Here is a 12,885-nt window from a genome sequence, read left to right as displayed (position 1 = left end):
TTATGAATGGTTAGATTATTCTACCCAGGATGCCGCTTCGTTTCCCCAAGGTACATTGATGACAAGTTTTGTCGTTCATCATCTTATTTTAGATAGAGCTACCTTAAAAATAATTTAGAGGTACGTGTAAATAAATTTAGACCTACCTGTAAATAAATTTAGAGGTACGTATAAATCGATTTAGAGGTAGGTATAAATTATTTTGAGACAAAAGGGAGATGAAAAAAGAAAAGAGTATCTACTGATTTTCAGCACAATACTTTATTTCTTCAGGTATTATAACGGGAAACGGAATAGTACGATAACGCCTGTTTCTTCGCCGTCTTTGTCTGTGATGTCGATTGTTATTTTGCTGTGGTAGAGGCTATTTAATAGTTTTATGCGTTCGTAGGTATTTTTTAGTCCGCGTGATTGGTGTTCTTTTTGGTGCTTGGTTTTCAGCTCTTTGCTTTTCTTTAGGCCGATGCCGTTGTCTTCTATTTTTACGGCAAGGTGCTTGTTTTCTTTTTGGATGGAGAGGTGTAGCAGGCCGTTGCTTTCGCGGTATCGGAGGCCGTGCCAGATGGCGTTTTCAAGTTGGGGTTGGATAAGCATATTGGGTATCCTGAGGGCATCTGCGTCCAGGCTGTCGTCTATCTCTATCGTGTAGGTAAATTTATCGTGAAAGCGCATCTGTTCCAGCTCCAAGTATTCTTTTAGTTGCTCTAACTCAGTGGATAAGGATGTGAAATCTTTGCTGGAGTTTTCCATCATGTTACGCATCAGCCGGGAATACGAAGAGAGGTATTTATTGGCCTCTAACTCATTGTTTTGGGCGATAAATTGGTTGACACTGTTCAGGCTGTTGAAGATAAAGTGAGGATTCATCTCGCGCCGGAGGGATTGCAGGGCTATTTTCTTGTTTTTCCGGAGGATAGACAGCACCATAAACAGGGCAACGATAAAGGCCACAAAGAAGAGGATCGTAGCCAGCGTTTGTAGCTTATTCAGCGTCTTCTGCTGACCGATTAAGCGGTCTTTCAGGTCGCGTTCCTTCTCTAGTTGGGCTATTTTTTCTTCGTGGGCTTGGAATACCTTTTCATCTATCAGGGTGCTATCTTCGCGAATCAGGGGTTCCAGCTTTGCCATGAAGTCGGAATAGGCCTCCAGGGCTTTCCTATTTTGGTTTTCTTTCCGGTATTGGGCCACCAACAGCTCAAGGCTGTTTTTTGCATCCAGGGTATGGCCTTTTTCAATCGCCAGCTCGTATGCTTGCTGCAAAGAGGCTATGCCTTTGGATACATCCCGGGTTTCGATATAGGCTGTAGACAGGGTTTGCAGTTGCTCTATCTGTGCCTTGGTATCTTGTTCTTCAGCCGCTTCTTCCAGTATCTTTTCATTGATACTGATAGCCTTGTCCATTTGATTTTCAGAAGCATATACATCGGCCATCTGACGGCGTACCTGACGAGACTGTATGGGTGTCTCGGCTACTTCCAGAGCCGATTGCAGATTACTCACTGCCGCAGCATTATCCTTCATCTCTTTATTTACCTGTGCCAATTGCGAATACGCCAGTACTTTTTCTTCTTTATTTGCATTTTGAGGCATGGTATTCAAAAGGTCAAGGTTTCGTTGGATATACACCGATTGCTTCTCCGGATTCATCAGGTTTTTCAGCCGCAGCGCATCGTTTTCGTTGAGGTTTTTCTGATAGGTATCTTGCGATAATCCGGCAGCATTTGTATAGCTTTGGATAGCAGCGGTATAATTGCCCTGCCACTCCTGTGCCCTGGCTATTTCGCGTTCGATATATGCCATCTTCAGGCGGTTATTATCCCTTACATATAGCTTACGTGCTTTGACTAAGTAATCTTCTGCTTTGATATATTCTCCCTTCTCCACATACTCTTGCGCCACCTTCTCATAATCAGCAGCTATCGTATCCGAAGGCAAGTCCTGTTCCAACGATCTGGACAGCTCAAACACAGCACTCTTACTGCTTTTAGACGACTGCTTTTTCTGCACCGACTCCTGTCCCCAAGCAATAAAGGGAAACAGGAAGAGCATTATATAAATACAATATTTCATTCCGGATCAATCCATTAATCGTTATCTAACGCAAAGAAAAGCTTTCTTATCCATTTAGGTATAAGCTTTCACCCATTCAAAGAGGGGGTTCACCCATTCTTGTCCGAATGTTAATTTTCAACGATCTATTTTTGAGGCATAAACCTATTAAAATTATTTGGGATATGAAACGAATTATTCTGTTTTGTGTAGTATTATTTGTTGCTGTAGCAGTAAAGGCAGACACAGCTCGTACAGAGAGAGAAGCAGCAGCACAGGAAAAGATCCAGGTAGCCATTTTGCTGGATACCTCAGGTAGTATGCAGGGACTGATAGAACAGGCCAAATCCCGCTTGTGGAACATCGTAAATACCCTTACAACCCTCAAGTACAAAGGCAAAGAGCCTAAAATAGAAATAGCGCTGTATGAATATGGAAGCTCTAAGCGGTACGACGGAGATTACATTCGCCAAATCACACCCTTAACCACTGATCTGGATCTGATATCGCAGGAGTTGTTTGTGCTCACGGCAGGAGGTAGCGAAGAGTATTGCGGAACGGTTATCCAGAAAGCAACGCGCCACCTGGAATGGGGAGATAATGAAGCAGACATGAAACTGATCTATATTGCCGGAAATGAGATCTTTGAACAAGGCAAAATCCCTTATAAAGAAGCCATCAAACAAGCGGTCGGCAAGAATATCTACATAAATACTATCCATTGCGGACACCGGGATACAGGCATTCGCGACTTCTGGCAAGACGCGGCCGTACGGGGAGGAGGCAAATTCTTCAACATAGACTCCAACGCCAAAGTAAGGTACATCGCTACCCCATATGATGACGAAATAAGCCACTGCAACACAAAACTAAACGACACCTACATCAGCTACGGTTCCGCCGGAGAATCAAAGAAAGCCAACCAAAGAGTACAGGACTCAAACGCACAATCCATCTCCAGTGCAAACTATGCCGAGCGAGTAGTCAGCAAATCAAAGTCCGTTTACAAAAACACCTCTTGGGACTTGGTAGATAAGTATAGCGAAGATAAAACAGTGATCGAATCCATCGACAAAAAACAGCTACCTAAAGAGTATCAGAACAAGTCCAATACCGAACTCAAAGAAGCCGTTATAGCAAAAGAAAAAGAACGGGCTACTATCCAGAAGCAAATAACCGAATTAGCCGCCAAGCGCCAAGCCTACATCGACAACGAATCCAAGAAAGACAACTCAGGTGACGACTTAGGCAAAGCCATCAACGAATCCATCCTGTCCTTCGCTAAGATAAAGGGTTATAGTTTTTGAATATATTGCATGATTAGTACATCGGAGTAGCCTTTTTCGGTTGAGATCCAGTCGCTAAGGGTACCCGATATGGTGAAGCCACATCGCAGGAAGAGTGATTTACTTGGTTCGTTGTTTATGGCTACGTAAGCGTATAATTGATGGATTTTGAGGAAAGAGAAAGCGTAGTCTGTCAGCAAATGAAGTGCATTGGTAGCCATACCGTTTCCCTGGTGTTCGGTATCCAGTAGGATGCCGACACCTGCTTTTCGGTTATGGGGGTCGAAGTCGTACAAGTCGATCATGCCGATAGGTTTTTTTGTTTCCATTAGCTCAATGATCAGACGTAGCTGCTTTTGTTCGTATATACCCAGATGAGACTGAGCAATATACTCTTTTAATACATAGCGGGAATAGGGCGATATCGTACTGCCTGAGCAACTCCATATCGCAGAATTGTTCTCCCAGCGGAAGAGGTATTCAAGGTCTTCAGGCTCCAGCGCCCGTAGTGCCAGGGTATCGTTTTTCAACAGTGCCATAATTATTTATCCGGTGAAACTAAACGGTTACTTGCTTTATTGTAAATATGATAGGTAGTTTTCTTATTCACCATTGTATCGATAAAGAGTAAGATCTGCTCAAAGCGAACATCCGGCAGGCAGAAGGCTATATCGGTAAAGCCTTTCATCTGATTTCTCCGGCAGATGGCATCCATAACCCGCTCTTCGTCCAGGTCCCACATGTTGACATATTCCAACTCCGGCATCTTGTCTACACAGGCTTGTTTGGCTTGCTCGAAGTTCTCTTCGTGACATATAATCAGGATGCGGCGATGTTTGAGTGCTTTCTTCTTGCTTTTGGCTCCCGACTTTCTGCTGAATGCCGCCAGCGAGGCCTTCAGACCAATTGCCAGACGGATAAAGAAAGACATCAACCAGCCGGAACGTGCATAATACTTTTTGTAGAAAATAAGCATAGCGCCATAGAAGCGTTTCACATAGCTGATGTCGTCATGCTTGGTACTTTCGCCTTTATAGTGGAGGATGCGTTCGGGTATGTAATAGTTGGCATAGCCGGACAACACCAGCCTGTACGACAGGTCGATATCTTCTCCATACATAAAGAAGGACTCGTCCAATAAACCGGCTTTGTCGAGTGCCTCATGCCTGATCAGCATAAAAGCACCTGCCAATACATCTACCCTGTGCTGCTTGTTCGGATTCAGGTAAGGCAGACTGTAACGGGCAAAGAGCTTGGATTGGGGAAAGAGTTTGGACAAGCCAAACAGTTTACAGAATGAAACCCAGGGAGAAGGAAAACTACGTTTGCTTTCCGGCAGAAACACGCCGTGTCCGTCCAGCATCTTCACGCCTATTCCGCCTGCCTTTGGATGTTCATCCATAAAGAAGGAAAGCGTACGAAGCGACTCCTCTCCTATGATCGTATCCGGATTCAGCAACAAAACATACTCTCCCTTGCACTGCTTAATCGCCTGGTTATTGGCAACTGCAAAACCGGGATTGTCTTTATTCTCCAGAAAGATTACTTCCGGAAATAAGGGCTTCAGATAGTCTACAGAGCCATCTTCCGAGTTATTGTCAATCACAAATACTTCCGCATCCATACCTCCTACAGCTGCTCTGACAGAAAGCAAACACTGCTCCAGGAAATACTTTACGTTATAATTTACAATAACTATAGATATCTTTATATCGTATTCATTCATTGTCTTATCGAGTCATTAAAACTGGTTCTGTTTACGATAGAGCGACCCAAGGTGATTTCGTCGGCATATTCTATTTCGTCACCGATAGAGACGCCACGAGCGATGACAGAGACTTTTACGTCTTCATAAGGGGAAAGTTTGCGATAGATAAAGAAGTTGGTGGTGTCGCCCTCCATGGTGGTACTCAAAGCCAGGATGATCTCCTTTACTTCTCCGTCGGCTACGCGCTTTATCAAACTCTCTATCTCCAGATCTTGGGGACCTATCCCGTCCATGGGCGATATGATTCCTCCCAATACATGATAAACGCCCTTGAATTGTCCGGTATTCTCAATCGCCATTACTTCTTTTATATTCTCAACCACACAAACCAGCGAATGGTCTCGCCTAGAATCGGCACAAATGCCGCACATTTCATCATCACATATATTATGGCATACCTTGCAATACTTTACATCCTTTCGCAGGGCAAGCAAAGCAGCCGTAAAGCCTTCCGTATACTTAAGATCGCGCCGAAGCATATACAAAGCCAGTCGAAGAGCCGTTTTCCGTCCCACACCGGGAAGAGAAGCCAATTCATTCACGGCATTTTCCAAAAGAACTGACGGGTATTTCTGATTCATTGATTTATTTTCTGAAAGCGCAAATATACGAATTCTTACGAGACGTTTACTTCTGATATACCCTCACGTAGTCTATTTCGTAGGTTGCAGGCAGTGCACTTTCGTCTACACCTTCGGCTCCGCCCCAGTTGCCTCCCCAGGCCAAGTTGAGTTTCAGATAGAAAGGAACATCAAACGGCCAGGTGTCTTTATAGCCTTGTTTATCATTTTCAAATGTAAAGTGGCATTTACCGTCTACATAGCCTTTTATGTAGTCTTCTGTCCATTCCAAAGCGTAGACATGAAAGGCTGTTTGTGCCGTGGGTATAAGCTGTTCGCCTGTCTTTTGCGTACCAATTGTATGATTATACGCCATACAATGAACGGCTGATGAAGCCCAATTCGGACGATAGCCTACTTCTTCCATAATATCTATTTCTCCATCCAGTGGCCAATCAATAATGTCTTTCGGAAGCATCCAGAAGGCAGGCCAGGTTCCTTTTCCGGCAGGGAGTTTCAGAGCAGCTTCAAAATAGCCATACTTCCACTCCTTTGTTGTATTCATGCGTATGGACAATACTTCGTCATTTCTTTTTTTGGCTACGATCTTCAGCGTGCCATCGGAGATGAAAGCGCAGGTATCCGCACCATCTATTCCAGCGATATAGTTTTGCAGTTCGTTATTTCCCCAGCCATGTGCTCCTGTTTCATAATACCAACGCTCCTGGTCGGGCATGGCAGCCCTACCGTTATCCAACGGAGAGTCGTTAAACTCATCCTGCCAAACCAAGGTGTATCCTTCCGGCACATAGGCTGTTGGCTCCTTTATCTCCTGCCCGCTCATACAGACCGGCAGGCATACAGACACTGCAATCATCGTCAGAAAAAAATTCTTTGTTTTCATACTCCTTATTGTATTTTCTTTAGTTATAAATCAACGCCCAATAATCTTTTATACTTTATTATATATCAAATAATTACAGTGATCCAAAAATTGCAGCCATGCGTTTTTAAAATCGCATGGCTGCGTTTTCGAAATAGCATGCATGCGTTTTGCGAAAAGTATGCATGCTATTTTTGCTTCTTGTTAGAATTTGTCATAATCACGTAATATATGGTTGAAATTTAAACAAGCGATTATTCGCCGATAAAAATAATAAAAATATGCTACCTTTGCGCACAATATATCTCTGATTGGGTTGTAGAAGGTTAAATGCGAGAGTTTATCAAGTATATATTGCTACTATCTTTGATATTTCCGTTTGCCGGAAATACATTTTTGCATGCGCAGACAGTTACCACTGCATCCGGAGTGGTGCGCGATTCTGTTACCGGTGAGCCACTTTCGTATGTCTCTGTTATTTTTGAACATTCCACTATCGGAGCTATGACAGACGACTTTGGGCGATTCATTTTGCAAAACGACAAAGGCCTTACCCGGCTAGTGGTTTCTTCTTTAGGATATGACAACAAAGTGCTAGAACTGAAAGCCGGACGCAGAAATGAAGCGCTCGACATACAGCTACGCCCTACCGCTTTTGAAATTGCAGAAATTGTGATAAAACCCAAACGGGAGCGTTATTCACGTAAGGAGAATCCGGCGGTAGAATTGATAAAAAAAGTAATAGAACACAAAGACGAAAACCGCATTGAGTCCGAAGACGAATACCAGGTAGAAGCGTACGAAAAACTCACGTTATCCTTAGACAACTTCAATCCCAATTTTGAGAAAAACAAATTCATGAAGCGGCTTGACTTTGTGAAGAACTACCTGGATACCTCCGAGTTTACCGGCAAACCGATTCTTACCCTGTCGATACGTGAGACTCTGTCTGATATATATTACCGCAAAAGCCCCAAAACGACAAAAACCCTCGTAAAAGGCAAGCAAACAGAAGGGATAGACAAAAGCTTGGATGAAGGAGGGATTACCTCAAACCTGGAAGAGATTTTCCAAAGCGTTAATATCTTCGATAATAATATCAATATTCTGCTGAACCGCTTTGTAAGCCCCTTGTCGTCTGCACTGGCTGTATCGTATTACAAATACTATATCATGGATACGGTGACTGTAGCCGGAGATCCTTGTGTAGACCTGGCATTTGTTCCTGTAAACAGTCAGAGTTACGGTTTTACAGGCAGGTTATATATTACGTTGGATGGTAAATATTCCATCAAAAAAGTGCTGCTGAATGTTCCGCAAAATATCAATCTGAATTTTGTAGACAGGCTTCGTATCGAACAGGAATTTAAGCAAATGCCGGACGGAACCTGGGTAGTAGATTCGGAGAATACGTATATCAACTTCTATCTGATCAAAGGGACACAGCAGCTATACGCGCATCAGCTTCGTACCTATAATAACTACCAACTTCAGGTAGAAAACCGGGATTCGATCTTTGGTTTGCTGGGGCCACTGCATATTTTGCCCGAGGCAACAGCCCAGACAGACTCTTTCTGGATAAACAACCGCCATATCCCGCTGAAAGAGAAGGAAAGTGTACTGAATGAGCTATTGGCTGAACTTCGGAAAATACCGGCAATCAATGCCATTATCAAAACAGCGGAAATCCTGATTTCAGGCTATATTCAAACCGGCAGAAACAAGGAATCGAATATGTTTGACATAGGTCCGATGAATACCATTTTCAGTGCCAACCACCTGGAAGGCTTCCGCATGCGTATAGGGGGGATGACTACTGCCAACCTGCATCCACACCTTTTTGCCAGTGGTTATCTGGCTTATGGTAGTGACGACCGGAAGTTTAAATACAATGGCAAGCTCACCTACAGTTTCAATAAAAAGGATTACCACGAAGGAGAGAACCCCGTAAACAACCTCTCGTTTATACATGAATATGACGTATATACCCCCGGTCAGGACTTCCTCTTTACCAGTAAGGATAATATGTTTGTAGCCTGGAAGGTAGGAGAACCCGTTACAAAGATGAACTATGTACGCAAAAGCATGCTACAATACGAAAAAGAGTGGCTGAACGGACTTACACTGAAAAGCTGGGCACGCCTTCAAAGCGAAGAAGCAGCCGGAACACTTGAATACATCTACAAAGATGAAGCAGGAGAACTGGAGCGTTGGAAAGATATCTCGTCTACAGAATTGGGGGTTCAGTTCCGCTTTGCTCCCGGTGAACGCTCCTATGCCGGACGTGCCGGTAAGGAATCGCCTTTCAACTTATCGAAGGATGCTCCTATTTTCAAGCTATCCCACCAGACAGGATTAAAAGATATCTTCCATAGCGACTACAACTATAACCGGACGGAGTTCAGCGCCGAAAAGCGCATCTGGCTATCTTCTTTCGGACATCTGGATACCCAACTGAAAGCCGGCAAGGTATGGGACAAAGTACCTTTCCCCTTGCTGATTCTTCCCAACACCAACCAGTCAATAACCATTCAGCCGGAAGCCTTCCACATGATGCGCGCCTTGGAGTTTGTAGCCGACCAGTACGTATCACTGAATGTTACCTACTACCTGAAAGGTTGGATACTGAACCGTATCCCGGGAGTCCGCTGGCTGAAATTCCGCGAGGTATTATCCTTCAACGGTATATACGGAAGCCTTTCTGATAAGAATAATCCCGCATTAAGCAATGGCCTCTTCCTACTGCCCGACGGAACTATGGGCTTAGGAGATAAACCCTATATGGAAGTCAGCGCCGGCCTGGAGAACATCTTCAAGATACTCCGCATCGACTACTACCGCCGCCTGACCTATCTGGACAATCCCAACATCAAAAAAGGAGGCATCCGTATTGCCCTCCGCTTCTCATTCTGAAATAAGAAAGTATGGCAGATCGCTTGACAGAAACAAATCCTCCTCTCAATCATACACCGAATCCCTGGGCGTTAATACCTTTGGCGGTGTTTTTGCTTACGTATCTGGTGGTGTCTGTTATTGCGGGCGACTTTTACAAGATGCCTATTACTGTGGCTTTTGTGATTGCTTCGATTGTAGCTGTAGCTATCTCGAAAGGTGGGAAGTTGAGCAATCGTATCGAGCAGTTTTGTCGTGGGGCGGCCAATAGTAATATCATGCTGATGATATTAATTTTCATTCTGGCAGGAGCTTTTGCGCAGACAGCCAAGGATATGGGAGCCGTAGACGCTACGGTAAACCTGACGATGTCTGTCTTGCCCGGCAACTTGCTGGCAGCGGGTATCTTTATCGCTGCCTGCTTCATCTCCATATCTGTAGGTACTTCTGTCGGCACTATCGTAGCCCTGGCGCCTGTAGCTGTAGGAATAGCGGCTAAGTCAGGTATGCCGGACGCATTGATGCTGGGGGTAGTTGTCAGTGGGGCTATGTTTGGCGATAATCTTTCATTTATTTCCGATACAACAATTGTAGCAACCCGTACACAGGGATGCCAGATGTCGGACAAATTCAAAGTAAACATCCGTATCGCCCTCCCCGTCGCTATTATTACAGCTATTATCTATATTATAAGCGGCTTAGGAGCACAAAACGTTTACACTCCGGAGAAAATCGAATGGATAAAGGTAGTACCTTACCTGATTGTACTTATAACTGCAGTATTCGGTGTAAATGTGATGGTTGTATTGTTTATCGGTATTATACTATCGGGTCTGACGGGTATCTTCACCGGTAGTTTTGATATCTGGGGATGGAATGCTGCTATGGGAAACGGTATTCTTAGCATGGGAGAACTGATTATCATCACCTTACTGGCCGGAGGCATGCTGGAAATGATTCGCTATAACGGAGGTATCGACTGGATTATATTGAAGCTGACTTCCCATATCCGCTCCTCCAAAGGAGCAGAAGTAAGCATCGCCGGATTGGTTAGCTTTGCCAACCTTTGTACAGCCAACAATACCATCGCCCTGATCATGTCAGGCCCCATCGCCAAAGATATTGCCGATAAGTACAAGGTTGATCCGAGGCGGAGTGCCAGCATACTCGATATCTTCTCCTGTACCGTACAAGGCATCATACCATATGGTGCACAATTATTAATGGCTGCTAGTTTAAGCGCCGTTTCACCTCTTGAAATTATGGGATACCTTTACTATCCCTATCTGCTGGGATTAGGTACCTTGTTAGCCATAGCATTCGCTTATCCTCGTAAATACAGTAATTCATACAAACTAAACTAATCTTTTTATAATATGAAAAACGTACTAGTTATCAGTCTGGTATCTTTACTTGCCATAGCATGTAGCCGTCCCTCTCCTTATAAAGAGATCATGAAAGACAGTATGCGCACATCCATTAGTTGGAGAAATGATACGACAGGCATCTGGGAATCGGCCGGTTGGTGGAATTCGGCCAATCTGCTAACAGCTGTTATCCGCTATTCGGAAGTAACCAACAGTGACGATCTATACCCCTTGATAGAAGATGTCTATACAAAAGCCAAGCAATATCAGATAGGTACCGACTCCACCGGCACCCCTCTTTATTGTCGGAATTTCATAAACGATTATTACGATGACGAAGCCTGGTGGGCATTGGCCTGGATAGAAGCATATAAAATCACAAAACAGAAGAAGTATCTGGACATGGCGGAAGTTATATTTGAAGACCTGACCGGAGGCTGGAGCGATGAATGTAACGGAGGCATTTACTGGAAAAAGAATCCTTTACACTACAAAAACTCTATCGCCAACAACTTATTCTCTTTAACAGCTGCACGCCTCTATAAAACAACTCATGATAAAAAATACCAGGATTGGTTTGAGAAGAACGTTGCCTGGTACATGCAGACAGGCATGATCAATACAGACATATACCAGATTGAAGACGGGACAAACAAAGACTGCCTCCCCAACCAGAATCAGCACTACACCTACAATCAAGGGGTAGCTATTGCTGTATTGGCAGAAATGTATCTATTAAATAAAAAGCAGGAATATATCGACCTGGCAGAACAGATTGCCATGGCTACAATAAACAAGCAGTTAGTAACGGAAGAAGGCATTCTTCGCGAAATGAATCCGGGCATTGACAAGAGCAATGACGGGGTGCAGTTTAAGGGCATATTTATCCGCCATCTGGGATTCCTGTATCAGGTAACAAAGAACCCGGCGTATAAGGATTTTATCTTGAAAAACGCAGAATCAATCAAAGAGAATAATTACGATCCGATAAGCAAAAGCTTCGGCCATTATTGGTACGGGCCGTTTACAGAACCGAATGCTGCAGCTAACTCCTGCGCTTTGGAGTGTATTATTGAAGCCTACCAGCTAACAAAATAAAGTATCGAACCATAAAATAAAAAGAGACTATCCCGACATCCAGGATAGCCTCTTTTTGTATATTATCTATCAGGTATATCAGGCTACTTTCCAGAGAATAGAAGAAATAATCTGCCAAACACCTAAAACGATAGCTACAATACCTAATTTACCTTGCCAGGGTCTCAGCTTAGCCAACAGTTGTTCGCCTTTTTCTGCTGCCTGCTCATTTTTCGATAACGCATATTTTGTTATCAAACCATAACCAAGAATAAAGCCTAAAGCAAACTCTACAACAGATACCAATAACCAGGTAATCCAATAAATAGGCCAATGACCAATCCAACCGATATTGAGGAAACAGCTGATTATTCCCCAAAGTCCCCAGATGGCAAATACAACACCAATCCAACCTTGGTAAGGTGCAATCTTGTCAAACCATTCCTGTGCATTTGGCTTTTTCTCCAAAAGGAGAGAAGGAACTGCTAAAAGTCCCAAAATGATTAGAGTAATTCCGTAAATCATTGTTTTTTCTTTAAATAGTTAATAATAGGTAGAGAAAATAGTATTAGTTCATTGCTTTTGTAGCAGCATCGGTCAACTTCTGTCCCAGTTCGGTGTATTTCTGAACTTGTGCAGGAGTTAAGTTTTGCATAGCTTCCTGTAGTTCTTCTGCCATTTCAGACATTTCCTGAGCTATTTTTGTGTATTCCTGCATAGCTGCAGCATCTCCACTTTTAAATTTTCCGCTTTCGTAAAGTTCGATTGTTTTGTTTACTAATGTTTCATACTTATCTAAAACATCATTTCCTTTGGCAGGAGCAGCAGCTTCTGTTTTAGGAGCAGCGTCTTCAGATGTGGCTTTTTCTGAAGTTTTTCCACCACAAGCGATAAAAGACAGAGTAAATGTTAAAACGGCAAGTACTAAATAAGACTTTTTCATTTTGTTCACTTTTTTATGAGTTAGTAATATAGAATTTGTTAAAAGTGCAAAGTTAAATTA

At 43.4% G+C, this 12,885-nt stretch carries 11 protein-coding genes; 4 read left to right on the top strand and 7 right to left on the bottom strand.

Annotated elements, in window-relative coordinates; genetic code table 11:
* Positions 1–276: 276 nt before the first annotated feature.
* Entirely contained in the window at positions 277–2,070 is a 1,794-nt protein-coding gene (locus tag M2470_RS00270) for a histidine kinase (protein WP_280743303.1), read from the bottom strand.
* A 164-nt stretch (positions 2,071–2,234) separates the two neighbouring features.
* On the opposite strand from M2470_RS00270, the gene M2470_RS00265 reads away from it, so the two are divergent.
* Complete coding sequence (locus tag M2470_RS00265) at positions 2,235–3,356, top strand: vWA domain-containing protein (RefSeq protein WP_280743304.1); 1,122 nt, start codon at positions 2,235–2,237, stop codon at positions 3,354–3,356.
* On the opposite strand, the gene M2470_RS00260 is transcribed toward M2470_RS00265, so the two are convergent.
* From M2470_RS00260 to M2470_RS00245, 4 genes are read right to left on the bottom strand one after another with little or no spacing between them, the layout of a single operon-like run.
* Entirely contained in the window at positions 3,344–3,874 is a 531-nt protein-coding gene (locus M2470_RS00260; RefSeq protein ID WP_280743305.1) for a GNAT family N-acetyltransferase, read from the bottom strand. The genes M2470_RS00265 and M2470_RS00260 overlap by 13 nt on opposite strands.
* Positions 3,875–3,876: 2 nt before the next feature.
* Positions 3,877–5,061: a glycosyltransferase family 2 protein gene (locus M2470_RS00255; protein WP_280743306.1), complete on the bottom strand. Its 1,185-nt coding sequence runs from the start codon at positions 5,059–5,061 to the stop codon at positions 3,877–3,879.
* A complete protein-coding gene (recR, locus tag M2470_RS00250; protein WP_280743307.1) occupies positions 5,058–5,684 on the bottom strand; it encodes a recombination mediator RecR in 627 nt (208 codons plus the stop codon). The genes M2470_RS00255 and recR overlap by 4 nt, the downstream gene beginning before the upstream one ends.
* 46 nt (positions 5,685–5,730) lie before the next feature.
* On the bottom strand, positions 5,731–6,567 hold the full coding sequence (locus M2470_RS00245; RefSeq protein WP_280743308.1) for a glycoside hydrolase family 16 protein: 837 nt from the start codon (positions 6,565–6,567) through the stop codon (positions 5,731–5,733).
* A 309-nt stretch (positions 6,568–6,876) separates the two neighbouring features.
* Here M2470_RS00245 and M2470_RS00240 point away from each other — a divergent pair, with 309 nt between their 5' ends.
* Genes M2470_RS00240 through M2470_RS00230 form a run of 3 tightly spaced genes read left to right on the top strand, consistent with a single transcriptional unit; the run spans position 6,877 to position 11,903 of the window.
* Positions 6,877–9,459, top strand: a complete 2,583-nt coding sequence (locus tag M2470_RS00240; protein WP_280743309.1) for a DUF5686 and carboxypeptidase-like regulatory domain-containing protein — start codon at positions 6,877–6,879, stop codon at positions 9,457–9,459.
* An 11-nt stretch (positions 9,460–9,470) separates the two neighbouring features.
* Positions 9,471–10,802, top strand: a complete 1,332-nt coding sequence (locus tag M2470_RS00235; protein ID WP_280743310.1) for a Na+/H+ antiporter NhaC family protein — start codon at positions 9,471–9,473, stop codon at positions 10,800–10,802.
* Between the two features lie 12 nt (positions 10,803–10,814).
* Positions 10,815–11,903, top strand: coding sequence for a glycoside hydrolase family 76 protein (locus tag M2470_RS00230; RefSeq protein WP_280743311.1), 1,089 nt, complete (start codon positions 10,815–10,817; stop codon positions 11,901–11,903).
* 78 nt (positions 11,904–11,981) lie between these two features.
* Here the strand turns inward: M2470_RS00230 and M2470_RS00225 are convergent, their stop codons facing one another.
* Together M2470_RS00225 and M2470_RS00220 are read right to left on the bottom strand one after the other, a co-directional pair.
* Positions 11,982–12,407: a hypothetical protein gene (locus tag M2470_RS00225; protein WP_280743312.1), complete on the bottom strand. Its 426-nt coding sequence runs from the start codon at positions 12,405–12,407 to the stop codon at positions 11,982–11,984.
* A gap of 43 nt (positions 12,408–12,450) precedes the next feature.
* Positions 12,451–12,825, bottom strand: a complete 375-nt coding sequence (locus M2470_RS00220) for a hypothetical protein (protein ID WP_280743313.1) — start codon at positions 12,823–12,825, stop codon at positions 12,451–12,453.
* Between the last annotated feature and the right edge of the window lie 60 nt (positions 12,826–12,885).

It is taken from the genome of Parabacteroides sp. PH5-46 (genome assembly GCF_029892785.1).
Lineage (GTDB): Bacteria > Bacteroidota > Bacteroidia > Bacteroidales > Tannerellaceae > DFXE01.
The sequence above is the reverse complement of the archived record's forward strand: the minus strand, read 5'-3'. Positions and strand labels throughout refer to the sequence as shown.

Excerpts from the sequence above, each read along its gene's own strand:
- M2470_RS00270 (WP_280743303.1), bottom strand. The coding sequence starts at position 2,070 with ATGAAATATTGTATTTATATAATGCTCTTCCTGTTTCCCTTTATTGCT.
- M2470_RS00265 (WP_280743304.1), top strand. The coding sequence starts at position 2,235 with ATGAAACGAATTATTCTGTTTTGTGTAGTATTATTTGTTGCTGTAGCA.
- M2470_RS00260 (WP_280743305.1), bottom strand. The coding sequence starts at position 3,874 with ATGGCACTGTTGAAAAACGATACCCTGGCACTACGGGCGCTGGAGCCT.
- M2470_RS00255 (WP_280743306.1), bottom strand. The coding sequence starts at position 5,061 with ATGAATGAATACGATATAAAGATATCTATAGTTATTGTAAATTATAAC.
- recR (WP_280743307.1), bottom strand. The coding sequence starts at position 5,684 with ATGAATCAGAAATACCCGTCAGTTCTTTTGGAAAATGCCGTGAATGAA.
- M2470_RS00245 (WP_280743308.1), bottom strand. The coding sequence starts at position 6,567 with ATGAAAACAAAGAATTTTTTTCTGACGATGATTGCAGTGTCTGTATGC.
- M2470_RS00240 (WP_280743309.1), top strand. The coding sequence starts at position 6,877 with ATGCGAGAGTTTATCAAGTATATATTGCTACTATCTTTGATATTTCCG.
- M2470_RS00235 (WP_280743310.1), top strand. The coding sequence starts at position 9,471 with ATGGCAGATCGCTTGACAGAAACAAATCCTCCTCTCAATCATACACCG.
- M2470_RS00230 (WP_280743311.1), top strand. The coding sequence starts at position 10,815 with ATGAAAAACGTACTAGTTATCAGTCTGGTATCTTTACTTGCCATAGCA.
- M2470_RS00225 (WP_280743312.1), bottom strand. The coding sequence starts at position 12,407 with ATGATTTACGGAATTACTCTAATCATTTTGGGACTTTTAGCAGTTCCT.
- M2470_RS00220 (WP_280743313.1), bottom strand. The coding sequence starts at position 12,825 with ATGAAAAAGTCTTATTTAGTACTTGCCGTTTTAACATTTACTCTGTCT.